Source organism: Achromobacter ruhlandii (assembly GCF_002082135.1).
Lineage (GTDB): Bacteria > Pseudomonadota > Gammaproteobacteria > Burkholderiales > Burkholderiaceae_B > Achromobacter > Achromobacter ruhlandii.
This window is the reverse complement of sequence record NZ_CP017433.1, coordinates 218,304-239,755: the sequence shown is the minus strand read 5'-3', so window position 1 is coordinate 239,755 and position 21,452 is coordinate 218,304. Positions and strand designations below refer to the sequence as shown.

27 protein-coding genes are annotated in these 21,452 nt (G+C 68.1%); 26 read left to right on the top strand and 1 reads right to left on the bottom strand.

Features of this window, described 5'->3' with window-relative positions; genetic code table 11:
* Positions 1-216: 216 nt before the first annotated feature.
* Complete coding sequence (locus AruCF_RS01070) at positions 217-1,134, top strand: LysR family transcriptional regulator (RefSeq protein WP_049070599.1); 918 nt, start codon at positions 217-219, stop codon at positions 1,132-1,134.
* Between the two features lie 129 nt (positions 1,135-1,263).
* On the top strand, positions 1,264-1,905 hold the full coding sequence (locus tag AruCF_RS01065; RefSeq protein ID WP_049070597.1) for an OmpW/AlkL family protein: 642 nt from the start codon (positions 1,264-1,266) through the stop codon (positions 1,903-1,905).
* 17 nt (positions 1,906-1,922) lie between these two features.
* Here AruCF_RS01065 and AruCF_RS01060 read toward each other — a convergent pair whose 3' ends face one another.
* A complete protein-coding gene (locus AruCF_RS01060) occupies positions 1,923-2,795 on the bottom strand; it encodes a LysR family transcriptional regulator (protein ID WP_049070595.1) in 873 nt (290 codons plus the stop codon).
* Positions 2,796-2,860: 65 nt separating this feature from the next.
* Between AruCF_RS01060 and AruCF_RS01055 the strand changes: the two genes are divergently transcribed.
* From AruCF_RS01055 to tatB, 24 genes are all read left to right on the top strand, one after another.
* Positions 2,861-4,081 (top strand): YbfB/YjiJ family MFS transporter, encoded by a 1,221-nt coding sequence (locus AruCF_RS01055; protein WP_049070592.1) that lies wholly within the window; start codon positions 2,861-2,863, stop codon positions 4,079-4,081.
* 21 nt (positions 4,082-4,102) lie between these two features.
* Positions 4,103-5,080 (top strand): Bug family tripartite tricarboxylate transporter substrate binding protein, encoded by a 978-nt coding sequence (locus AruCF_RS01050; RefSeq protein ID WP_049070590.1) that lies wholly within the window; start codon positions 4,103-4,105, stop codon positions 5,078-5,080.
* 20 nt (positions 5,081-5,100) lie between these two features.
* Positions 5,101-6,162: an NAD(P)H-dependent flavin oxidoreductase gene (locus AruCF_RS01045; RefSeq protein ID WP_049070588.1), complete on the top strand. Its 1,062-nt coding sequence runs from the start codon at positions 5,101-5,103 to the stop codon at positions 6,160-6,162.
* Positions 6,163-6,435: 273 nt separating this feature from the next.
* Complete coding sequence (locus AruCF_RS01040; RefSeq protein WP_049070585.1) at positions 6,436-7,272, top strand: ABC transporter ATP-binding protein; 837 nt, start codon at positions 6,436-6,438, stop codon at positions 7,270-7,272.
* The gene (mlaE, locus tag AruCF_RS01035; RefSeq protein WP_049070583.1) at positions 7,269-8,057 is read left to right on the top strand and encodes a lipid asymmetry maintenance ABC transporter permease subunit MlaE; all 789 of its coding nucleotides are present in this window, start codon (positions 7,269-7,271) and stop codon (positions 8,055-8,057) included. The genes AruCF_RS01040 and mlaE overlap by 4 nt, the downstream gene beginning before the upstream one ends.
* Before the next feature lie 13 nt (positions 8,058-8,070).
* Positions 8,071-8,574 carry an outer membrane lipid asymmetry maintenance protein MlaD gene (gene mlaD / locus AruCF_RS01030; protein ID WP_049070581.1) on the top strand — a complete coding sequence of 168 codons (504 nt, stop codon included), beginning with the start codon at positions 8,071-8,073 and terminating at the stop codon, positions 8,572-8,574.
* An 86-nt stretch (positions 8,575-8,660) separates the two neighbouring features.
* A complete protein-coding gene (locus AruCF_RS01025; RefSeq protein ID WP_049070579.1) occupies positions 8,661-9,464 on the top strand; it encodes an MlaA family lipoprotein in 804 nt (267 codons plus the stop codon).
* Positions 9,465-9,502: 38 nt separating this feature from the next.
* Positions 9,503-10,132, top strand: a complete 630-nt coding sequence (locus AruCF_RS01020) for an MlaC/ttg2D family ABC transporter substrate-binding protein (protein ID WP_049070577.1) — start codon at positions 9,503-9,505, stop codon at positions 10,130-10,132.
* A 176-nt stretch (positions 10,133-10,308) separates the two neighbouring features.
* Positions 10,309-11,106: an ABC transporter ATP-binding protein gene (locus tag AruCF_RS01015; RefSeq protein ID WP_049077371.1), complete on the top strand. Its 798-nt coding sequence runs from the start codon at positions 10,309-10,311 to the stop codon at positions 11,104-11,106.
* A complete protein-coding gene (locus tag AruCF_RS01010) occupies positions 11,103-11,915 on the top strand; it encodes an ABC transporter permease (protein WP_006388063.1) in 813 nt (270 codons plus the stop codon). Before AruCF_RS01015 ends, AruCF_RS01010 begins: the two co-directional genes overlap by 4 nt.
* 5 nt (positions 11,916-11,920) lie before the next feature.
* Entirely contained in the window at positions 11,921-12,166 is a 246-nt protein-coding gene (locus AruCF_RS01005) for a BolA family protein (protein ID WP_049070574.1), read from the top strand.
* 2 nt (positions 12,167-12,168) lie between these two features.
* Positions 12,169-13,449 carry a UDP-N-acetylglucosamine 1-carboxyvinyltransferase gene (gene murA, locus AruCF_RS01000; RefSeq protein WP_049070573.1) on the top strand — a complete coding sequence of 427 codons (1,281 nt, stop codon included), beginning with the start codon at positions 12,169-12,171 and terminating at the stop codon, positions 13,447-13,449.
* Positions 13,446-14,120: an ATP phosphoribosyltransferase gene (gene hisG / locus AruCF_RS00995; protein ID WP_049070571.1), complete on the top strand. Its 675-nt coding sequence runs from the start codon at positions 13,446-13,448 to the stop codon at positions 14,118-14,120. The genes murA and hisG overlap by 4 nt, the downstream gene beginning before the upstream one ends.
* 47 nt (positions 14,121-14,167) lie before the next feature.
* A complete protein-coding gene (gene hisD, locus AruCF_RS00990; RefSeq protein WP_020925617.1) occupies positions 14,168-15,472 on the top strand; it encodes a histidinol dehydrogenase in 1,305 nt (434 codons plus the stop codon).
* Positions 15,469-16,560, top strand: coding sequence for a histidinol-phosphate transaminase (hisC, locus tag AruCF_RS00985; RefSeq protein ID WP_049070568.1), 1,092 nt, complete (start codon positions 15,469-15,471; stop codon positions 16,558-16,560). Before hisD ends, hisC begins: the two co-directional genes overlap by 4 nt.
* Positions 16,561-16,572: 12 nt before the next feature.
* Positions 16,573-17,160, top strand: a complete 588-nt coding sequence (gene hisB / locus AruCF_RS00980) for an imidazoleglycerol-phosphate dehydratase HisB (RefSeq protein WP_006388056.1) — start codon at positions 16,573-16,575, stop codon at positions 17,158-17,160.
* Between the two features lie 37 nt (positions 17,161-17,197).
* Positions 17,198-17,896 carry an imidazole glycerol phosphate synthase subunit HisH gene (gene hisH, locus AruCF_RS00975; RefSeq protein ID WP_049070566.1) on the top strand — a complete coding sequence of 233 codons (699 nt, stop codon included), beginning with the start codon at positions 17,198-17,200 and terminating at the stop codon, positions 17,894-17,896.
* A gap of 57 nt (positions 17,897-17,953) precedes the next feature.
* Positions 17,954-18,694 (top strand): 1-(5-phosphoribosyl)-5-[(5-phosphoribosylamino)methylideneamino]imidazole-4-carboxamide isomerase, encoded by a 741-nt coding sequence (gene hisA, locus AruCF_RS00970; RefSeq protein WP_049070564.1) that lies wholly within the window; start codon positions 17,954-17,956, stop codon positions 18,692-18,694.
* On the top strand, positions 18,691-19,509 hold the full coding sequence (gene hisF / locus AruCF_RS00965; RefSeq protein WP_006388053.1) for an imidazole glycerol phosphate synthase subunit HisF: 819 nt from the start codon (positions 18,691-18,693) through the stop codon (positions 19,507-19,509). The genes hisA and hisF overlap by 4 nt, the downstream gene beginning before the upstream one ends.
* 2 nt (positions 19,510-19,511) lie before the next feature.
* Entirely contained in the window at positions 19,512-19,916 is a 405-nt protein-coding gene (hisI, locus tag AruCF_RS00960; protein ID WP_025139940.1) for a phosphoribosyl-AMP cyclohydrolase, read from the top strand.
* Positions 19,913-20,263 (top strand): phosphoribosyl-ATP diphosphatase, encoded by a 351-nt coding sequence (locus tag AruCF_RS00955; protein ID WP_006392326.1) that lies wholly within the window; start codon positions 19,913-19,915, stop codon positions 20,261-20,263. The genes hisI and AruCF_RS00955 overlap by 4 nt, the downstream gene beginning before the upstream one ends.
* A 15-nt stretch (positions 20,264-20,278) precedes the next feature.
* Positions 20,279-20,647, top strand: coding sequence for a histidine triad nucleotide-binding protein (locus tag AruCF_RS00950; RefSeq protein ID WP_049070563.1), 369 nt, complete (start codon positions 20,279-20,281; stop codon positions 20,645-20,647).
* A 14-nt stretch (positions 20,648-20,661) separates the two neighbouring features.
* A complete protein-coding gene (gene tatA, locus AruCF_RS00945; RefSeq protein WP_049070561.1) occupies positions 20,662-20,889 on the top strand; it encodes a Sec-independent protein translocase subunit TatA in 228 nt (75 codons plus the stop codon).
* A gap of 71 nt (positions 20,890-20,960) precedes the next feature.
* The coding region (gene tatB, locus AruCF_RS00940) for a Sec-independent protein translocase protein TatB (RefSeq protein ID WP_254431163.1) at positions 20,961-21,452 on the top strand (492 nt) is incomplete at its 3' end.

The window sequence follows — 21,452 nt, the reverse complement described above, 5'->3', positions numbered from 1 at the left end:
ATGCCTGCACAGTAGCGAAGCGCCCGGGGGATAAAAAGTTCTTTTTTCGGATCAATGGTTATCTGAATTTTTGATGCCCCGCGTTACGCACCAAATCAGGGCGATTACCGGATTCCTATGAAATTTCAGGGATTTCCCTGAGATTCGGCGCACTCCCATGGCGCGGATAAACAGATATTCTGGTGGCTGACTATCTATTAATCAGATATTGCCGCCATGTCGCTCACCCTCCGGCAGCTCAAATATTTCGTCGCGGCCGCCGAACTCGGGCAGATCTCGCAGGCGGCGATCCAGCTGGCCATCTCACAATCCGCCGTCACCACCGCCATCCGCGAACTGGAAGAGATCGTGGGCTCGCCGCTGTTCCAGCGCAGCGCCAGCGGCGTGGCGCTGACCGAGACCGGGCGCGGCTTCCTCAACCACGCCTACAACATCCTGTCGTCGGTCGACGAGGCGCTGCGCATGCCCAGCGCCGACGGGCGCGAGAGCGGACGCTTGCTGCTGGCGGCGTCCTATACCGTGATCGGCTACTTCCTGCCGTACCACCTGCAGCGCCTGTCGCAGCTCTATCCCAACCTGGACATCCAGCTGCACGAGCTCAACCGCAACGCCATCGAGGAAGGCCTGATCGCGCACCGCTACGACATGGCGGTGCTGCTGACCTCGAACGTGGTGAACCCGGAACTGGCGGTCGAGCACTTCTTCGGTTCGCCGCGGCGGCTGTGGGTGCCGGCGCGCCATCCGCTGCTGGCGCGCGACACCGTCACGCTGGAAGACGTGGCGCATGAACCGTTCATCATGCTGACCGTCGACGAGGCCGCGCACACCGCGCTGCGGTACTGGAGCGAGACGCCGTTCCGCCCCGACGTGCGCCTGCGCACCTCGTCGGTGGAAGCGGTGCGCAGCATGGTGGCCAACGGCGGCGGCGTGGCGGTGCTATCGGACATGGTCTATCGGCCGTGGTCGCTGGAAGGCCGGCGCATCGAGACCATCCAGTTGAAGGACCCGATCCCGCCGATGAACGTGGGGCTGGCGTGGCGCAAGGGCGCGGACATCACCGGCCCGATGCGCGCGGTGCGCGATTATTTCCGCCACGCCTATGCCGTGCCGCGCGGCACCGACAACTTGCGTTGAGTCCGATTCGTACGTAGTTGTGGCGCCGCTACCACGCGCCGCGTTGCCGCTTGATACACGTCAAGGCCCGCTTTTCCCGCCTCTGCGAACCTGAATGCCTGCATTCACGCAATACACGGAGAGAGGAAAATGTTCGCGATGTCTCGGCGCCTGCGCGCCCTTGCCCTGGCCACTGCCTGCGGCGCCCCCCTGATGCTTGCCGCCCCCGCCCATGCCCACGAAGCCGGCGACATCCTGTTCCGGGTCGGCGCGACCCAGGTACGCCCCGCGTCCAACAACGGCACGGTGCTCGATGGCACCGTCAAGCTCGACGCCAACAACAACGTGCGCCCCAGCTTCACGCTGGCCTACATGGCCACGCGCAACATCGGCATCGAACTGCTGGGCGCCTGGCCGTTCCAGCACGACGTACGCGGCAGCGGCCTGGGCAAGATCGGCTCCAGCAAGCAATTGCCGCCGACCCTCAGCCTGCAATGGCACATCCTGCCCGACAGCATGGTGCAGCCCTACATCGGCGTCGGCATCAACTACACCAAGTTCTTCGACACCAAGGCCGAAGGCGCGCTCAAGGGTTCCGACCTGAAGATGGGCGATTCCTGGGGCGTGGCCGCGCAACTGGGCGCGGACATCAAGATCAGCGAACGCTGGTTCATGAACGCCGACATCCGCTACATCGACATCAAGTCCAAGGTGAAGCTCAACGGCGAACACATCGGCACCGCCCGCATCAACCCGTGGGTCGCCACGCTGGGCGTCGGCTACCGCTTCTGATACCCACGCCCCATCGGCTACTGGCGCCGCTGCGCCAGTAGCTGCCGCAACGCCTGCAATGCAGGCGTTTCGTCGTCCGCGCGCCAGATCAATCGCGTCTGCGCGCGGCCATGCCTGCCAGCCAGCGGCGTTACGCGCAGCGACGGCTCCGCGCCCAGCAGCGCCAGCACCGAGCGCGGCACGATCGCCACGCCCGAGCCTGCCGCCACGCACGCGACGATGGCGTGGTACGACGCGAATTCCATCACCTTGCCCGGCGCCACGCCTTCCTGGCCGAACCAGGATTCCAGGATGCGGCGGTACGAGCAGCCCGCCGCGAACGCGATGACACTGCGATCGCCGACGTCTTTGGGGCCATGGATCTCGGGCCAGGCCAGCGGCGAGATCAGCGCCAGTTCTTCCTCGAAAGCCGGTTGCTGCGCCAGACCCTGCGCGTCGAAGGGCTGCGCCACGAAGGCGGCCTCGATCTCGTAGTTGCGCACCATGGCCGCCAACGCGCCCGACGTGCCCGTGACCAGTTCGATCCGCACCTTCGGCCAGGCCGCGTGATACGCCGCCAGGATAGGGGGCAGGCGCGCCGCGGCCGTGCTTTCCATGGTGCCGATGCGCAGCAGGCCCTGCGGCGCGCCGTCGCGCACGGCCGCCTGGGCCTCGGCCGACAGGCGCAGCATGCGGTCGGCGTAGGACAGCAGCACGCGCCCCTGTTCCGACAGCACCAGGCGCCGGTTCTGGCGGCGAAACAGCGGCGCCTCCAGCGTCGCTTCCAGCTGCTTGAGGCGGGTCGAGACATTCGACTGCACCCGGTTCAGGTGGGCCGCGGCGCGCGCCACACCGCCATGGTCCGCCACCGCCTTGAAGATCTGCAGCGCGTCGAGGTCTAAGTTTCTCATTTCAAGAAATCATGTTCTGAATAATTCACTATTCAAGATATTAGTACAGCCGTAGAGTGGGAGCCATGTCAATAGCCGCCCACCCCGATCCCGCGCCCCCGCGCGGCGCCCTCAGCCTGGCCTTGCCGGCCGCGCTGGCGCTGGCCGCCGCCATGGGCATCGGCCGCTTCGCCTTCACGCCGGTCTGGCCGTTGATGGCGCAGGAAGCCGGCTTGTCGCTGGCTCAGGGCAGTTGGTTGGCGTCGGCCAATTACGCGGGTTACCTGCTGGGCGCGCTGGCGGCGGCGGTGCGGCCGCCGCGCCATCCGCGCGTCATGCTGGCCATCAGCCTGCTGGCCGTGGCCGTCCTGACGCTGGCCATGCCGGCGTTCCACGGCGTCCTGGCCTGGAGCCTGCTGCGGCTGGCGGCGGGCTATGGCAGCGCCAGCGCCTTCATCTGCGTGGCCGCGTCGCGCGCGGTCGCCCCGGGCGACCCGCGCGCGCCAGCGGTGTCGGCCATCACCTACGCCGGCGTCGGCGCGGGCATCGCGCTGACCGGCCTGGCCTGCCTGGGGTTGATGGCCGCCGGCGCTGGCGCCAACGCAAACTGGATCGCGCTGGGCGCGCTGGCGCTGCTGCTGTCGGCCCTGGCCTGGCCCGGGCTGAAGCCCCCCGGGCCGGCCCGCCACCTGGCCGCCGCGCCCGCGCCCGGGCGCCTGCCGCCAGGCATCGGCCGCCTGGCGCTGCATTACGGCGTGTTCGGCGCCGGCTACATCATTCCCGCCACCTTCCTGCCCGCCATGGCGCGCGAGATCATCCCCGATCCCGCGGTGTTCGGCTGGGCCTGGCCGCTGTTCGGCCTGGCCGCCGCGCTCTCCTGCCTGGTGGCGCCGCGCGTGGCGCAGGCCCGCGACGACAAGACGGTGTGGCGCGGCGCGCAGGCGCTGATGGCGCTGGGCATGCTGGCGGTGGCGCTGTGGCACGACATCGCCGCGATCATCGTCGCCGCGCTGCTGGTGGGCGGCACCTTCATGGTCATCACGCAATCGGGCATGCTGGTGGCGCAGCGGCTGGCCGGCAATGCCGCGCCGCGCGCCGCGGCCGTCATGACCTCGGCCTTTGCCGCCGGCCAGATCGTGGGGCCGCTGCTGGCCTCCGCCGCCGCGCGCTGGGGCGCCACGCTGCCGCAAGTGCTGGCGGCAGGCGCGGCGTTGCTGGCGCTGTCGGCCTGGCGCTTGGGGAAAATCAGCACCACGGGCGGCAACGCTGGGCATAATGCGATCGGTTCCCGGGAACCATCACATTAAGAGAAAGAGGAGTCACCCAGCATGAAATCGCTACGCCCCCTGGTCGCCGCCCTGGCCGCCTTTGCCACCCTGAGCGGCACCGCCCACGCCCAGGCCGCCGACTGGCCCGCCAAGCCCATCACCATGATCGTGCCCTACGCCCCGGGCGGCTTTGCCGATACCCGCGTGCGCCTGCTGGCGCGCAAGCTGGGCGAATCGCTGGGCCAGCCGATCGTGGTCGAGAACAAGGCGGGCGCGGGCGGCGTGGTCGGCACCAACCTGATCGCCAAGGCGGCGCCCGACGGCTACACCATCGGCACCGGCAACCTGGCGCCGATGGCGGTCAACCCGTCGCTGATGAAGGACATGCCGTACAACCCGCAAAAGGATCTGGCGCCGGTCATCCTGATCGAGAACAGCCCGCTGGTGCTGAGCGTGAACAACGAACTGCCGGTCAAGACCCTGGCCGACCTGATCGCCATGGCCAAGAAGCAGCCGGGCAAGCTGTCGTTCGGCTCGTCCGGCGTGGGCGGCGCCCATCACCTGTCCGGCGAGATGTTCCGCGAGCAGGCCAAGATCGACATCGTGCACGTGCCCTACAAAGGCGGCAGCCTGGCCGCGACCGACCTGATGGGCGGCCATATCTCGATGATGTTCGAGATGGGCTACTCGGCGCTGCCGGCCATCCAGGGCCAGAAGATCCACCCGATCGCGGTGACCTCCGCCAAGCGCCTCGCGGTGCTGCCGGACGTGCCGACCATGGCCGAATCCGGCCTGCCGGGCTTCGAGTCGTACAACTGGCAGGGCATCGTCGCCCCCGCCGGGACCCCCGCGCCCATCATCGCCAAGCTCAATGCCGAGTTCAACCGCATCCTGAAGGAACCCGACGTGCAGAAGGCCATCGCCGACACCGGCAGCCAGGCCGGCGGCGGCACGCCCGAGGAATTCGGCGCCTTCATCAAGAGCGAAACGGCCAAGTGGGCGCACGTCATCCAGGCTGGAAACATCCAGCTGCAATAAGCCAACCAGGAGGTTTCCCCATGACATCCCGCCTTTCCGATCTGCTCAAGCTTGACCACCCCATCATCCAGGCGCCCATGGCGGGCGGCGCGACGACGGTGGAACTGGTGTCGGAGGCCTCCAAGGCGGGTGTCCTGGGTTCGCTGGGCGCGGCCTACCTGACGCCCGAGCAGATCGAGACGGCGGCCGCCGGGATCCGCGCGCGCACCGACCGGGCGTTCGGCATCAACCTGTTCGCGGCGGTGCCCGAGCAACCGTACCAGGGCGACGCCAGCCGCATGCTGGCGCTGCTGGCGCGCTACCACGCCCAGCTGGGCCTGCCGGCGCCCGTCGCGCCCGGCCCGCAGGCCGACCCGCTGCCCGGCCAGATCGAGGCCGTGCTGCGCGTGAAACCGGCGGTCCTGAGTTTCACCTTCGGCCGCCTGCCGGCGGACGTGCTGGCGCGCTGCCGCGAACTGGGCATCCTGACGGTCGGCACCGCCACCACCGTGCGCGAAGCCGTGGCCCTGGAGCAGGACGGCGTCGACGCCGTCGTGGCCCAGGGGGCCGAGGCGGGCGGACATCGCGGCACCTTCCTGGACGATTTCGAGCATTCGCTGATCGGCACCATGGCCCTGGTGCCCCAGGTGGCCGACGCGGTGTCGATCCCGGTGATCGCCTCCGGCGGCATCATGGATGGCCGCGGCATCGCCGCCGCGCTGACCCTGGGCGCGGATGCCGCACAAATGGGGACGGCCTTCCTGGCCACGGACGAAGCCGGCATCGGCGATGCCTACAAGGCGGCACTGCCGGCGTCCCGGCCGGAACAATCGCGCATCACCCGGGCCTTTTCCGGCCGGCCGGCGCGCGGCATCGTGAATGCCTTCATGCGCGACGCCGACCAACTTTCGGACGATATCCTGCCGTACCCGTTGCAGAACGCGCTGACCCGCCCCATGCGCACGGCGGGCGGCAAGGCCGGCAACATCGCCGTCCTGTCGCTATGGGCCGGCCAGGGCGCGCCGCTCGCCCGGCGCGAAAGCACGGCCGCGCTGGTGGCGCGGCTGGCGCGCGAGACCGCCGCCGCACGCGGCCGGGGCTGACGCCCGGCCTTCCCGGGGAGGATCCGGAGCGTCCCCGGATTGTTCCCCCAGGCGAAAACACTGTTCCACGGACAGCCATATCCCACTGCGGTGACAATTCATCGGGCTACAATGGCCCCTCGCCGCCGGGTACGACGGGTCTTTTCACGTCCCCGGCTTATGAGTAACAGGGCGCTTCCCGACGCAGCCCGCCTCGCTCGCGCCGGCCGGTTCCCCGCCCGCGCATGAGCGTGGCGGCGGGGCATCCGCCACCGAAACACCCTTTTGTTGCCCATGCCCGATCAAACCCGCAGCACCTCGGAATTCGCCCTGCGCCTGGAAGGTGTGGCGCTAGGCTACGGTGATTTCACCGTCTTGCGCGACATTTCCATGGAAGCGCGTCCGGGCCAGGTGGTCGCCATCATGGGCGGCTCGGGCTCGGGCAAGACCACGCTGCTGCGGGCCGCCACCGGCCAGCTCACGGCGCAGCAGGGCACCGTGCTGGCGTTCGGCCAGGACATCGCCCGCGCCACGCCCGCCGAACTGCAATCGCTGCGCAAGCGCATGGGCGTGCTGTTCCAGCAGGGCGCGCTGTTCACCGACCTGAACGTATTCGAGAACGTCGCCTTCCCGCTGCGCGAACACACCCAGCTGGCCGAACCCGAGATCACCGCCCGCGTGCTGGACAAACTCGACGCCGTCGGCCTGCGCGCCGCCGCCCACCTGAAGGTGGCCGAGATCTCGGGCGGCATGTCGCGCCGGGTGGCGCTGGCCCGCGCGGTGGTGCTGGAACCCGAACTGATCCTGTACGATGAACCCTTCGCCGGGCTCGATCCGATCTCGCTGGGCATCACCGCCCGCCTGATCCGCAACCTGGCCGACCGCCTGGGCTGCGCCTCGGTGCTGATCACCCACGACGTGCACGAATCGTTCGCGATCGCCGACCAGGTCTACCTGGTCGGTCAGGGCCAGCTCAAGGCCGCCGGCACGCCCGACAGCCTGTCGGCGTCGCAGGACCCGTACGTGCAGCAGTTCCTCAAGGGCGAACCCGACGGCCCGGTCGCGTTCCAGTATCCCGAAACGCCGGCTTTCCAGAAGTGGCTTTCGCAACAACAAGGGCGCAAGGCATGAGCGGATCCAACAACGCCATCGGCGCGCTGGGCGGCTGGGTGCGCACCCGCATCGCCGGCATCGGCTACTTCACCCGTTTCTTCGGCGCCATGCTGGCGCGCAGCGGCATCGCCCTGTCGCGGCCGCGGCTGGTGTCGCAGCAGATCCATTTCATCGGCAACTACTCGCTGCTGATCATCGCCGTGTCCGGCATGTTCGTGGGCTTCGTGCTGGGCCTGCAGGGCTACTACACGCTGAACCGCTATGGCGCCGAGGAATCGCTCGGCCTGCTGGTGGCGCTGTCGCTGGTGCGCGAACTGGGGCCGGTGGTGACGGCGCTGCTGTTCGCCGGCCGCGCCGGCACGTCGCTGACCGCCGAGATCGGGCTGATGAAGGCCGGCGAGCAACTGTCGGCCATGGAAGTCATGGCGGTCGACCCGATGCGCCGCGTGCTGGTGCCGCGGCTGTGGGGCGGCATCATCGCCATGCCGATCCTGGCCGCCGTGTTCTCCATGGTGGGCATCCTGGGCGGCTGGGTGGTCGGGGTGCTGATGATCGGCGTGGACGCCGGCGCCTTCTGGTCGCAGATGCAGGGCGGCGTGGATGTCTGGAGCGACGTCGTCAACGGCGTCATCAAGAGCCTGGTGTTCGGTGTCACGGTGACGCTGGTGGCGCTTTACGAAGGCTGGCAGGCCAAGCCCACGCCCGAAGGCGTCGCCCGCGCCACCACCCGCACGGTCGTGGTGGGTTCGCTGGCGGTGCTGGGGCTGGACTTCCTGCTGACCGCCTTGATGTTTGGAAACTGATTACGGATCGATCATGTCTCGTGAAAAAACCGATTTCTGGGTAGGCCTGTTCGTCTTGCTGGGCGCGGCCGCGCTGGCGTTCCTGGCGTTGCGCGCCGGCAACTTGAGCACCTTTTCTTTCGCGCCCACCTATACGCTGACGGCCAATTTCGATAACGTAGGCGGCCTCAAGGTGCGCGCCCCGGTGAAAAGCGCCGGGGTCGTGGTGGGCCGGATCGCCAAGATTTCCTTTGACGACAAGACCTTCCAGGCCGTCGTCGCGATCAACCTGGAAACCGCCTACCAGTTCCCCAAGGACTCGTCCGCGGCGATCCTGACGTCCGGCCTGCTGGGCGAGCAGTACCTGGGCCTGACCCCGGGCAGCGAAGAGGACAACCTGGCCGACGGCGGCAAGATCCGCTACACCCAGAGCGCCGTGGTGCTGGAACAGCTGATCAGCAAGTTCCTGTATGGCTCGGCGGAAAAAGAAGGCTCGAACGCGGCTGGCGCGCCGGAAACGAAAGCCCCGGCAAATTAAAGAGGATGCGTCACCCCCGGCAACAATCGGACGCTTGACGCACGCTGCAATAAGAATACAAATCTGTTGATAGGGATGCCCTGATCATGAACAAGAAAGCTCTCTCCCGAATCGCCACCGTGGCCGCCGCCGGCGCGCTGATGGCGGGTTGCGCCGCGCCGCAACACCCGGATCCGCGCGATCCCTGGGAAGGCTTCAACCGCGGCGTCTACAAGTTCAACGACACCGTCGACCGCGCCGTCTTCAAGCCGGTGGCGCAGGCCTACACCTACGTCACGCCGGAACCGGTGCGCAGCTGCGTGCACAACATCTTCAGCAACGTCGGCGACCTCTGGTCGGGCACCAACAGCTTCCTGCAGGGCCGCGGCCACGACTTCGTCAATACGCTCGGCCGCTTCCTGTTCAACACCACCATGGGCGTGGGCGGCTGCTTCGATGTCGCCTCGGCCAATGGCGCGCGCAAGATCCCCAACGACTTCGGCACCACGCTGGGCGTGTGGGGCTTCGGCCAGGGCCCGTACCTGGTGCTGCCGTTCTTCGGTTCGGCCAGCGTGCGCGACGGCGTCGGCCTGGTGGGCGACTGGCAGGGCCGCATGCACGGCTACATGGGCGTGAGCGCCATCGACAACGTGGCGCTGCGCAACTCGCTGTGGGGCCTGGAAGTGGTCGATACCCGCGCCAGCCTGCTCAACGCCACCGACACCGTCGACCGCGTCGCGCTGGATCCGTACAGCTTCGTGCGCGATGCCTACCTGCAGCGCCGCGCCGCCATGGTCGCCGGCCAGCGCGTGGATGACGAATCCAGCCTGCCCAACTACGAAGACGACGAGGACGACGCCGCCAAGGCCAAGGGCGCGCCCGCTCCGGTCGCCAACCCCGCAACCAAGTAAGCTGTCGGATTGCGTTTTCAGTACAGCAAGGAGTTTCCATGCGGTTTTCTTTTTTCCCCCTGCTCCAACGCCTGGCCTTTGCCGGGCTGCTGGGACTGGCGGCAACGCCCGCCGTGCAGGCGCAACCCAATGCGAACGGCACGCCCAACGAGTTCGTGCTGGCCGCCGCCAATGAGGCGCTGGACGTCCTGAAGGCCGACGGCGCCGTCAAGGCCGGCAACACGGCCCGCATCAACCAGGTCGTGAACGAGCACATCCTGCCCTACGTCAACTTCCAGAAGACCACGCGCCTGGCCGCCGGGCGCTACTGGCGCCAGGCCACCGAGCAGCAGAAGACGGCGCTGGCCGACGCCTTCCGCGGCACCCTGGTGCGCACCTACAGCGGCGCGCTGACCCGCGTCACGTCCGGCACCACCATTACGGCCCTGCCGTTCCGCGGCGACCCCAAGGCCGATGACGCGGTCGTGCGCACGCTCATCAGCCAGCCCAACGGCCAGCCGGTCGGCGTCGACTACCGCCTGGAAAAGACGCCCCAGGGCTGGAAGATCTACGACATGAACGTCGAAGGCATCTGGCTGATCGAGAACTACCGCAACCAGTTCGCCCAGCAGATCAACCAGAACGGCATCGACGGCCTGATCCAGGCGCTGAACCAGCGCAACAAGTAACGATCCCGTTCCGCTTGTCCCGGCCCGGCGCGCCCCTGCGGTCCGCCGGGCCTGTCATTTTTGGGGACAGGTCATCGCGCCACGCCCCCACGGCCGCCGGGGCTATCGGCGCCTCGCGTAACGGGGCGCTTATATAATGATCAATTCGCTCTTTGCCGGGCACCCTCGCCGCCGTCATGTCTGCCGTCAGTCTTGAGAACGTCTCCAAAATCTACTCGCCGCGCCGCAGCGGCTGGGGCAGGCTCACCGGGCGCGCGCCTGGCGCCGGCTTCCAGGCGCTGGACAATGTCAGCCTGAATATCGAGCACGGCGAGTTCTTCGGCCTGCTCGGCCCCAACGGCGCCGGCAAGACCACCCTGATTTCCATCCTGGCCGGACTGGCGCACGCCACCGCCGGCCGCGCCACCGTCTGTGGCTACGACGTCGTGGCCGACTACAAGTCGGCACGGCGGGCGCTGGGCGTCGTGCCCCAGGAACTGGTCTACGACCCGTTCTTCACCGTGCGCGAGACGCTGCGCATCCAGTCGGGCTACTTCGGCCTGCGCAAGAACGACGACTGGATCGACGAGATCCTCTTCAACCTGGGCCTGGCCGACAAGGCCAACTCGAACATGCGCGCGCTGTCCGGCGGCATGAAGCGCCGCGTGCTGGTGGCGCAGGCGCTGGTGCACCGCCCGCCGGTGATCGTGCTGGACGAACCCACCGCCGGCGTCGACGTCGACCTGCGCCGCACCCTGTGGGAATTCATCTCGCGCCTGAACAAGGCCGGCCACACCATCATGCTGACCACCCACTACCTGGAAGAAGCGGAAGCCCTGTGCGGCCGCATCGCCATGCTCAAGGGCGGGCGCATCGTGGCGCTGGACACCACCCAGGCGCTGCTGGCCCGCGTCGGAGGCGTCGACCTCGAGGACGCCTTCGTGCGCATCATGCACCAGGACGACGCTCCGCAACCCGAAGAGATTCCGCAATGACGCAGCCCGCCGCCAATGCCAGCCAGCCGCTGGTGCAGCCCCGCCTGGACGCGGGCTCGGGCTTTCCGACCCTGCTGCGCAAGGAATTGCTGCGCTTCTGGAAGGTCAGCTTCCAGACCATCGCCGCGCCCGTCATCACCGCACTGCTGTACCTGCTGGTGTTCGCCCACGTGCTGGAAGGACGCGTCATGGTCTACGGCAGCGTGCCGTACACCGCGTTCCTGATCCCCGGGCTCATGATGATGAGCATGCTGCAGAACGCCTTCGCCAACCCGTCGTCGTCACTGATCCAGAGCCGCATCACCGGCAACCTGGTGTTCATGCTGCTGCCGCCGCTGTCGCACCGCGACATCTTCGCCGCCTACGTGCTGGCGGCCGTGGTGCGCGGCCTGGCCGTGGGCCTGTGCGTGTGGGTGGTGGCGCTGTTCTTCGTCTCGCTGGTGCCGTCCAACCCGCTGTGGCTGCTGGTGTTCGCGGTGCTGGCCTGCGGCATCATGGGCGTGCTGGGCCTGATCGCCGGCCTGTGGTCCGAGAAATTCGACCAGCTGGCGGCGTTCCAGAACTTCCTCATCATGCCGGCCACCTTCCTGTCCGGCGTGTTCTATTCCATCCATACGCTCCCGGCCTTCTGGCAGGGCGTGTCCCACTGGAACCCCATCTTCTACACCATCGACGGTTTCCGCTACGGATTCTTCTCGGTGTCGGACGTCTCCCCCTGGCGCAGCCTGGCGGTGGTGACGGGGGTGTTCCTCGCGCTTTCGATCTATGCGCTGCGGCTCCTGGCCAGCGGCTACAAACTCAGGAACTGACGTCCATGCTTCCCACTCCCGCGCAAGTCCGCCAATACATCGCGGACGGCCTGCCCTGTGAACACCTCGACGTACAGGGCGACGGCTCGCATTTCGACGCGGTCATCGTCAGCACCGCCTTCGAAGGCAAGCGCCTGATCCAGCGCCACCAACTGGTCTACGCGGCGCTGGGCGACCGCATGAAGGCCGAGATCCACGCCCTGTCGATGCGCACCCTGACCCCCGCCGAATACGCCCAGGCGGGCAAGTGACCATGGACAAGCTACGCATTACCGGCGGTGCGCGCCTGCACGGCGAAGTCACCATCTCCGGCGCCAAGAACTCGGCCCTGCCGATCCTGTGCGCCGGCCTGCTGACGGCGGACCCGCTGACCATCGCCAACGTGCCGCACCTGAATGACACCGCCACCATGCTGCGCCTCTTGGGGCGCATGGGCGTGCGCGCCGAACGCGCCAACGACGGCATCGTGACCCTGCAGGCCGACCGCGTCGACAGCCTTGAAGCGCCGTACGACCTGGTCAAGACCATGCGCGCCTCGATCCTGGTGCTGGGCCCCCTGGTGGCGCGCTTCGGCGAAGCCCGCGTCAGCCTGCCGGGCGGCTGCACCATCGGCCAGCGGCCGGTGGACCAGCACATCAAGGGCCTGGCCGCCCTGGGCGCCGACATCAGCATCGAGCACGGCTTCGTGGTGGCGCGCGCCAAACGCCTGAAGGGCGCCTCGATCCGCACCGACATGGTCACCGTCACCGGCACCGAGAATCTGCTGATGGCCGCGGTGCTGGCCGAAGGCCGCACCGTGCTGGAAAACGCCGCGCGCGAGCCCGAGGTCGTCGACCTGGCCGAACTGCTCATCAAGATGGGCGCCCGCATCCAGGGCCACGGCACCGACCGCATCGTGATCGACGGCGTCGAGCGCCTGCACGGCGCGGAACACCGCGTGATCTCCGACCGCATCGAGGCCGGCACCTTCCTGTGCGCCGTGGGCGCGGCCGGCGGCGACATCGTACTGCGCAACACCGATGCCGGCATCCTCGGCGCCACGCTCGACAAGCTGGCCGAGGCCGGCCTGACCATCGAGACCGGCCCCGACTGGATCCGCGGCGCCATGTCGAAACGCCCCAAGGCCGTGGGCTTCCGGACGCATGAATACCCGGGCTTCGCCACCGACATGCAGGCCCAGCTGATGACCCTGAACACCGTGGCCGAGGGCACCTCGGTCATCGTCGAAACGATTTTCGAGAACCGCTACATGCACGTGCAGGAACTGCGCCGCATGGGCGCGGACATCGACATCGACGGCCACACCGCCGTCGTCCGCGGCATCGCCCGCCTGTCGGGCGCGACCGTGATGGCCACCGACCTGCGGGCCTCGGCCAGCCTGGTGATCGCCGGCCTCGCCGCCGATGGCGACACGCTGGTCGACCGCATCTACCATCTGGATCGCGGCTACGATCGGATGGAAGTCAAGCTGCGCGCCCTGGGCGCCAATATTCAACGCGTCGTTGAACGCACTAGCGGTAAGGAATTGGCATGAGCAATGCCCCGCTCCCCCCCCTGACCCTGGCTCTGTCCAAAGGGCGCATCTTCGAAGAAACCATGCCTCTGCTGGCGGAAGCCGGCATCGAGGTGCCCGAGAACCCGGAAAGCTCGCGCAAGCTGATCCTGCCGACCAGCGATCCCGGCCTGCGCCTGATCATCGTGCGCGCTTCCGACGTGCCGACCTACGTGCAGTACGGCGCGGCCGACCTCGGCATCGCCGGCAAGGACATGCTGATCGAGCACGCCGCGCAGCAGCCCGGCGGCCTGTACCAGCCGATCGACCTGAACATCGCCAAGTGCCGCCTGGCCGTGGCCGTGCGCAACGGCTTCGACTACGAAGCCGCGGTGCACCAGGGCGCGCGCCTGCGCGTGGCCACCAAGTACGTGCAGTCAGCCCGTGAACACTTCGCCTCCAAGGGTGTGTACGTCGACATCATCAAGCTGTATGGTTCGATGGAACTGGCGCCGCTGGTGGGCCTGGCCGACTGCATCGTGGACCTGGTGTCGACCGGCGGCACGCTGCGCGCCAACGACCTGGTCGCGGTCGAGGACATCATGCCGATCTCCTCGCGCCTGATCGTCAACCAGGCCGCGCTGAAGACCCGCGGCGAACGCCTGCAACCGCTGCTGGACGCCTTCGAGCGCGCCGCTTCCCGCAACGCCTGAAACCGGCTCGCCGCCCCCGCGCGGCGACCGCCACCCGCCTGAACGCCATGGCCCTGATCAATCGTCTCGACTCCCGCGATCCCGGATTCGCATCCGCCCTGTCCAAGCTGCTGGCCTTCGAGGCCACCGAGGACGAGTCCATCGACCGCGCCGCCGCCGGCATCCTGGCCGACGTGCGCGCCCGCGGCGACGCCGCGCTGGTGGAATACACCCAGCGCTTCGACCGCATGCCGCACGCGTCCGCGGACACGCTGGAAATTCCCAAGGCCGACTGGCATGCGGCCCTGGCGGCGCTGCCGGCCGCCCAGCGCGACGCGCTGCAGGCCGCCGCCGAGCGCGTGCGCCGCTACCACGAACGCCAGCGCGCCGAGACCTGGACCTACACCGAAGCCGACGGCACGGTGCTGGGCCAGCAGGTCACGCCGCTGGACCGCGTCGGCCTGTACGTGCCGGGCGGCAAGGCCGCGTATCCGTCGTCCGTCCTGATGAACGCCATTCCGGCCAAGGTCGCCGGCGTGCAGGAACTGGTCATGGTCACGCCCACGCCGGACGGCGCGCGCAACCCGATCGTGCTGGCCGCCGCCGCCATCAGCGGCGTCGACCGCGTGTTCGCCATCGGCGGCGCGCAGGCCGTCGGCGCGCTGGCCTACGGCACCGCCACCGTGCCGGCCGTGGACAAGATCGTCGGCCCGGGCAACGCCTACGTGGCCGCCGCCAAGCGCCGCGTGTTCGGCGTGGTCGGCATCGACATGATCGCCGGCCCCAGCGAAATCCTGGTGATCTGCGACGGCAAGACGCCGGCCGACTGGATCGCCATGGACCTGTTCTCGCAGGCCGAGCACGATGAACTGGCCCAGTCTATCCTGCTGTGCCCGGACGCCGCCTTCATCGCCGAGGTCGAGGCCGCCATCGCGCGCCTGCTGCCGACCATGCCGCGCGCCGACATCCTGCGCACCAGCCTGGCCAACCGCGGCGCGCTGATCCAGGTGCGCGACCTGGACGAAGCCTGCCGCATCGCCAACGACATCGCCCCGGAACACCTGGAGATCTCCACCGAGCAACCGGAAATCTGGACCGCCAGGATCCGCCACGCCGGCGCCATCTTCATGGGCCGTTTCAGTTCGGAGGCCCTGGGCGATTACTGCGCCGGCCCCAACCACGTGCTGCCGACCTCGCGCACGGCCCGTTTCTCGTCGCCGCTGGGCGTCTATGACTTCCAGAAGCGCTCCAGCCTGATCCAGGTCTCGCACCAGGGCGCCCAGACGCTCGGCCGCATCGCCGCCGAACTGGCGCTGGGCGAAGGCCTGCAGGCCCACGCCGCCAGCGCCCAGTACCGGATCGACCAGCCATGAGCGAGGTCGCCGGCCGCATCGCCGGCACCATCCGGCCCGATATCCGTGAACTGACCGCGTATCCGGTGGCGCACGCCGAAGGCTGCATCAAGCTGGATGCGATGGAATCGCCCTACGAACTGCCCGAGGCGGTGCGCGACGACCTGGCCCGGGTGCTGCGCGATACGCCGCTGAACCGCTACCCGGCCGCCGACCTGTCCGAACTGCGCCAGGCCGTGAAAGCGGCCTTCGGCGTGCCGGCTGACGCCGGCGTGCTGTTCGGCAACGGCTCGGACGAGTTGATCCACATCGTGGTGCAGGCCTGCTGCAACCCGGGCGAGGTGGTGCTGGCGCCGTGGCCGTCGTTCGTCTATTTCGACATGGCGGCGCGCTTCGACCACGCCCGCTTCGTCGGCGTGCCGCTCACGGAAGATCTGTCCCTGGATCTTCCGGCGATGCTGGCGGCGATCCGCGAGCACCAGCCCAAGGTGGTGTTCCTGGCGGTGCCCAACAACCCCACCGGCGGCGCCTGGTCGGACGCCGACATGGCCGCCATCATCGCAGCCGCCCCCGGCCTGGTGGTGGTGGACGAGGCCTACCAGCCCTTCACCGACCGCAGCTGGATGCCGCGCCTGCTGGACGCGCCCAACGTGGTGGTGATGCGCACGGTGTCCAAGATCGGCCTGGCGGGCCTGCGCTTCGGCTACCTGGCCGGCCATCCCGACTGGGTCGCCGAGCTGGACAAGGTGCGCCCGCCCTACAACCTGGACGTGCTGACCCAGGCCGCGCTGCTGACCGTGCTGCGCCACAAGCCGGTGCTGGACCAGCAGGCCGCCCGCCTGCGCGCCGACCGCGAGCCGCTGGCCGCGGCCCTGGCGGCGCTGCCCGGCGTCAGGGTATTCCCGTCCGCCGCCAACTTCGTCCTCGCCCGCTTTTCCGGCAAGCTGGACGGCAACGCCGTGCATCTTGCCCTGAAACAGCGCAAAATATTGGTTCGTAACTTCTCCAACGCCCATCCGCTCCTGGCCGGCTGCCTCCGCATCTCGGTAGGTTCCCCGGACGAGAACGCCGCTTTGCTATCGGCACTGCAAGACATCCTGAGTGCCTAATCGAGTCCTGACATGCGTACCGCAGAGATCACCCGCAACACCAACGAAACCCGCATCCGCGTGGCCATCAACCTGGATGGCACCGGCAAGCAGACGATCGACACGGGCGTGCCCTTCCTGGACCACATGCTGGACCAGATCGCGCGCCACGGCCTGATCGACCTCGACATCAAGGCCGAGGGCGACCTGCACATCGATGCGCATCACACGGTGGAAGACGTGGGCATCACGCTGGGCATGGCCATCGCCAAGGCGGTCGGCACCAAGGCCGGCCTGCGCCGCTACGGCCACGCCTACGTGCCGCTGGACGAAGCGCTGTCGCGCGTGGTGGTCGATTTCTCGGGCCGTCCCGGCCTGGAATACCACATCCCGTTCACCCGTTCGCACATCGGCGCCTTCGACGTCGACCTGACGCGCGAATTCTTCCAGGGCCTGGTCAACCATGCGCTGATCACCCTGCACATCGACAACCTGCGCGGCACCAACGCCCACCACCAATGCGAAACGGTCTTCAAGGCCTGTGGCCGCGCGCTGCGCATGGCCATCGAAGTCGACCCGCGCATGGGCGACGTCGTCCCCTCGACCAAGGGCGTGCTGTAAGCTGCGCGACCTCCCGCCACGCATCAGGTAAACCGAAGTGACCACTATCGCCATCGTCGACTACGGAATGGGCAACTTCCACTCCGTCGCGCGCGCGCTCAAGTACGCCGCCCCGGACGCGGACATCCGCATCTGCAACCAGCCCCATGAAATCGACGCGGCCGACCGCGTGGTGTTCCCGGGCCAGGGCGCCATGGCCGACTGCATGCGCACCCTGAACGAATCCGGCCTGCGCGAAGCGGTCGTCAAGGCCGCCCGCGCCAAGCCGCTGCTGGGCGTCTGCGTCGGCGAACAGATGCTGTTCGATTCCAGCGAAGAGGGCGCCACCCCGTGCCTGGGCCTGTTCCCCGGCGTGGTGCGCCGCTTTGCCGGTCCGCGCTTCGCCGACCCGGTCGCGGCCGACGACGCGGCCTGCGAGGCCGACACCGGCACGGCCGGCCCGGTCGATGTCCGCCCCGAGCGCCTGAAAGTCCCGCACATGGGATGGAACAAAGTGCGCCAGACGCGCTCTCACCCTATCTGGGACGGCATTCCGGACGACACGCATTTCTATTTCGTCCATAGTTATTACGCCGACCCGGCCGATACGAGCCTGACCGTTGGTGAAACCGATTATGGCGTCGCCTTTACCTGCGCGGTGGCGGCAGCTAACATTTTCGCGGTGCAGTTCCACCCCGAGAAGAGCGCCGAGCACGGTTTGCGCCTGTATCGCAATTTTGTAGACTGGCAGCCGTAAGCCGATCCGGCCGACGCGCGCCAGCCCGTTCAACCCCATATTTTCCCGCTGCCCACCATGCTGCTGATCCCCGCCATCGATCTCAAAGACGGACGCTGCGTGCGTCTGCGCCAGGGCGACCTGGACGATGCAACGGTGTTCTCCGAAGACCCCGCCTCCATGGCCTCCAAATGGCTCGAACAGGGCGCCCGCCGCCTGCACCTGGTCGACCTGAACGGCGCCGTCGCCGGCAAACCGAAGAACGAAGCGCCCATCAAGGCCATCCTGGACGCCGTCGGCGACGACATCCCCGTCCAGATCGGCGGCGGCATCCGCGACCTCGACACCATCGAGCGCTACCTCGACGCCGGCATCTCCTACGTGATCATCGGCACCGCCGCGGTCAAGAACCCGGGCTTCCTGCAGGACGCCTGCGGCGCCTTCCCCGGCCAGATCATCGTCGGCCTGGACGCCCGCGACGGCAAGATCGCCACCGACGGCTGGAGCAAGCTGACCCGCCACGACGTGCTCGACCTGGCCAAGAAGTTCGAGGACTACGGCTGCGAAGCCATCATCTATACCGACATCGGCCGCGACGGCATGCTGTCGGGCGTGAACGTCGAGGCCACCGTGCGCCTGGCGCAGCACGTGCGCATCCCCGTGTACGCCTCGGGCGGCATCGCCGGCATCCAGGACATCGAGGCGCTGTGCGCCGTCGAGGAAGAGGGCGTCGAAGGCGCCATCCTGGGCCGCAGCATCTACGAAGGCACGCTCAACTTCCAGGCGGCGCAGGCCCGCGCCGACGAATTGGCCAAATGACCACCTCCAGCAGTACCTCCGGGGCGGGCGCGCCCGCCCAGAGCGCGCTGACCCGCCGCATCATTCCCTGCCTTGACGTCACCGCCGGCCGGGTCGTCAAGGGCGTCAACTTCGTCAACCTGGCCGACGCCGGCGACCCCGTCGAGATCGCCCGCCGCTACAACGAGCAGGGCGCCGACGAGCTCACCTTCCTGGACATCACCGCCACCAGCGATGGCCGCGACCTGATCCTGCCCATCATCGAGCAGGTCGCCTCGCAGGTCTTCATCCCCCTGACGGTGGGCGGCGGCGTGCGCCAGGTGTCCGACATCCAGCGCCTGCTGAACGCCGGCGCCGACAAGATCAGCATCAACAGCGCCGCCGTGGCCAATCCGGAACTGGTGCGCGCGGCCTCCGACTACCACGGCTCGCAATGCGTGGTGGTGGCGATCGACGCGCGCCGGGTCTCGGCCGCGGGCGAAGCGCCGCGCTGGGAAGTCTTCACCCACGGCGGCCGCAAGGCCACCGGCCTGGACGCCGTGGCCTGGGCCCGCCGCATGGCCGCCTACGGCGCCGGCGAGATCCTGCTGACCAGCATGGACCGCGACGGCACCAAATCCGGCTTCGACCTGGAACTGACCCGCACCGTGTCGGATGCCGTGCCGGTGCCGGTCATCGCCTCGGGCGGCGTCGGCACCCTGCAGCACCTGGCCGACGGCGTCACCACCGGCCGCGCCAGCGCCGTGCTGGCCGCCAGCATCTTCCACTTCGGCCAGCACACGGTCGGGGAATGCAAGCGCTTCATGGCCGAGCAGGGCATCGAAGTAAGGATATGACGATGAGCAACGAACCCAGCTGGATGGCCGACGTCGTCTTCGACGAGAACGGCCTGATCCCCGCCATCGCGCAGGACGCCGACAACGGCCAGATCATGATGGTGGCCTGGATGAACCGCGAATCGCTGGCCGAGACCGCCGCCACCGGCCGCGCGGTGTACTGGTCGCGCTCGCGCCAGCGCCTATGGCGCAAGGGCGAGGAATCCGGCCACGTGCAGCAGGTGCACGAGCTGCGCCTGGACTGCGACGGCGACGTGGTGCTGCTCAAGGTGCACCAGGAAGGCGGCATCGCCTGCCACACGGGCCGCGCCAGCTGCTTCTACCGCCGCCTGGAAGGGCAGACCGACCAGGCCGCCTGGGTTACCGTGGACCCGGTGCTGAAAGACCCCGAACTGATCTACAAATGACCGACTCGCCCCTGACCGCCCACGACGTCCTGGCCCGCATCGCCGACACGCTGGAGACCCGCCGCCCCGAGAATGGCGGCGACCCCAAGGCCTCGTACGCGGCCAAGCTGCTGTCCAAGGGCCCCGACGCCTTCCTCAAGAAGATCGGCGAGGAAGCCACCGAGCTGGTCATGGCCGCCAAGGATGGCGTGCCCGAACGCATCGTCAGCGAAACCGCCGACCTGTGGTTTCATTGCCTGGTGGCGCTGACGCACTTCAACCTGCGCCCCGACGACGTGCTGGCCGAACTGGCCCGCCGCGAAGGGCTGTCGGGCCTGGCCGAGAAGGCCAGCCGTCCCCAGGACTGACACGGAACCGGAAAAATGAGCGCCAACTGTATTTTCTGCAAGATCGCCGCCGGCGAGATCCCGTCCAAGAAGGTCTACGAGGACGAGGACTTTGTTGCATTCCACGATATCAACCCGGCCGCGCCGGTGCATTTATTGCTGATCCCTCGACGTCATGTCACATCCATGCAGGATATTACGGCCGAGGACGCAGGTTGGTTGGGTAGAATGATGGCATTGGCGCCGCGGCTTGCCGCTGAAAACGGTTGCACCCCGGGCCCTGATGGCGGGTTTCGCATCATGATCAATTCTGGCGTCGAAGGCGGCCAGGAAGTCCCGCATCTGCATTTCCACATCATCGGCGGTCAGCGACCCTGGAAAGGGCGCATGGCCCCCACTGCGTAATACGGAGAACCATCATGGGTAGCTTTAGCATTTGGCATTGGCTGGTCGTTCTGGTCATTGTGGCGCTGATCTTCGGCACCAAGAAACTGCGCAACATCGGCTCGGACCTGGGCGGCGCCGTCAAGGGCTTCAAGGAAGGCATGAAGGACGCCAACAGCGACAAGCCGGCCGAACCCATCGCCCAACAGCGCGTGGCCGGCGACACCATCGACGTGCAGGCCAAGGAAAAGTCCAACTCCTGAGCGCCTGCGCGCCCCCGGGCCCGGCCTGCACCGGCCGGCCCTCATAGCCTCAATTCCCGAGCGGCCGTCGAATGTTTGATGTCAGCCTCACTGAACTGATGGTGATCGGCGTCGTCGCGCTGATCGTCATCGGCCCCGAACGCCTGCCCAAGGTCGCCCGCACGGTCGGCCACCTGCTGGGCCGCGCGCAGCGTTACGTCAATGACGTGAAATCCGATATCCAGCGCGAGATCGAGCTGGACGAGCTGCGCAAATTCAAGAGCGAAATGGAGACCGCGGCACAGGATGTGCACCAGTCGCTGAACGATACCCACAACGCCTTGCAGGAGCCGGTGCAGCAATTCCGCGCCGAACTCGACGAAGTCGCCCGTGAAGCCAGCGGCAAGCCCGCGCTGACGGCCGGCGCCGAAACCACCGCCGCCGCCGACCCGCACGCCTCGCCCGCCAATACGGCTGGCGCCGGCGCCGCGCCGGCCTCGTCGGCCGAACCGCTGATGACGCCGCACGCGGCCCAGCCGGCCGAGCCGCCGCGCACCATCGCGCCGCCCAACCCGAACCTGAGC

Excerpts from the sequence above, each read along its gene's own strand:
- AruCF_RS01070 (WP_049070599.1), top strand. The coding sequence starts at position 217 with ATGTCGCTCACCCTCCGGCAGCTCAAATATTTCGTCGCGGCCGCCGAA.
- AruCF_RS01025 (WP_049070579.1), top strand. The coding sequence starts at position 8,661 with ATGAACAAGAAAGCTCTCTCCCGAATCGCCACCGTGGCCGCCGCCGGC.
- hisI (WP_025139940.1), top strand. The coding sequence starts at position 19,512 with ATGAGCAACGAACCCAGCTGGATGGCCGACGTCGTCTTCGACGAGAAC.
- murA (WP_049070573.1), top strand. The coding sequence starts at position 12,169 with ATGGACAAGCTACGCATTACCGGCGGTGCGCGCCTGCACGGCGAAGTC.
- AruCF_RS01060 (WP_049070595.1), bottom strand. The coding sequence starts at position 2,795 with ATGAGAAACTTAGACCTCGACGCGCTGCAGATCTTCAAGGCGGTGGCG.
- AruCF_RS00950 (WP_049070563.1), top strand. The coding sequence starts at position 20,279 with ATGAGCGCCAACTGTATTTTCTGCAAGATCGCCGCCGGCGAGATCCCG.
- mlaD (WP_049070581.1), top strand. The coding sequence starts at position 8,071 with ATGTCTCGTGAAAAAACCGATTTCTGGGTAGGCCTGTTCGTCTTGCTG.
- mlaE (WP_049070583.1), top strand. The coding sequence starts at position 7,269 with ATGAGCGGATCCAACAACGCCATCGGCGCGCTGGGCGGCTGGGTGCGC.
- AruCF_RS01040 (WP_049070585.1), top strand. The coding sequence starts at position 6,436 with ATGCCCGATCAAACCCGCAGCACCTCGGAATTCGCCCTGCGCCTGGAA.
- AruCF_RS01010 (WP_006388063.1), top strand. The coding sequence starts at position 11,103 with ATGACGCAGCCCGCCGCCAATGCCAGCCAGCCGCTGGTGCAGCCCCGC.
- AruCF_RS01005 (WP_049070574.1), top strand. The coding sequence starts at position 11,921 with ATGCTTCCCACTCCCGCGCAAGTCCGCCAATACATCGCGGACGGCCTG.
- hisD (WP_020925617.1), top strand. The coding sequence starts at position 14,168 with ATGGCCCTGATCAATCGTCTCGACTCCCGCGATCCCGGATTCGCATCC.
- AruCF_RS01015 (WP_049077371.1), top strand. The coding sequence starts at position 10,309 with ATGTCTGCCGTCAGTCTTGAGAACGTCTCCAAAATCTACTCGCCGCGC.
- hisG (WP_049070571.1), top strand. The coding sequence starts at position 13,446 with ATGAGCAATGCCCCGCTCCCCCCCCTGACCCTGGCTCTGTCCAAAGGG.
- tatA (WP_049070561.1), top strand. The coding sequence starts at position 20,662 with ATGGGTAGCTTTAGCATTTGGCATTGGCTGGTCGTTCTGGTCATTGTG.
- AruCF_RS01055 (WP_049070592.1), top strand. The coding sequence starts at position 2,861 with ATGTCAATAGCCGCCCACCCCGATCCCGCGCCCCCGCGCGGCGCCCTC.
- hisA (WP_049070564.1), top strand. The coding sequence starts at position 17,954 with ATGCTGCTGATCCCCGCCATCGATCTCAAAGACGGACGCTGCGTGCGT.
- AruCF_RS01050 (WP_049070590.1), top strand. The coding sequence starts at position 4,103 with ATGAAATCGCTACGCCCCCTGGTCGCCGCCCTGGCCGCCTTTGCCACC.
- AruCF_RS01065 (WP_049070597.1), top strand. The coding sequence starts at position 1,264 with ATGTTCGCGATGTCTCGGCGCCTGCGCGCCCTTGCCCTGGCCACTGCC.
- hisB (WP_006388056.1), top strand. The coding sequence starts at position 16,573 with ATGCGTACCGCAGAGATCACCCGCAACACCAACGAAACCCGCATCCGC.
- AruCF_RS00955 (WP_006392326.1), top strand. The coding sequence starts at position 19,913 with ATGACCGACTCGCCCCTGACCGCCCACGACGTCCTGGCCCGCATCGCC.
- hisC (WP_049070568.1), top strand. The coding sequence starts at position 15,469 with ATGAGCGAGGTCGCCGGCCGCATCGCCGGCACCATCCGGCCCGATATC.
- hisF (WP_006388053.1), top strand. The coding sequence starts at position 18,691 with ATGACCACCTCCAGCAGTACCTCCGGGGCGGGCGCGCCCGCCCAGAGC.
- AruCF_RS01020 (WP_049070577.1), top strand. The coding sequence starts at position 9,503 with ATGCGGTTTTCTTTTTTCCCCCTGCTCCAACGCCTGGCCTTTGCCGGG.
- AruCF_RS01045 (WP_049070588.1), top strand. The coding sequence starts at position 5,101 with ATGACATCCCGCCTTTCCGATCTGCTCAAGCTTGACCACCCCATCATC.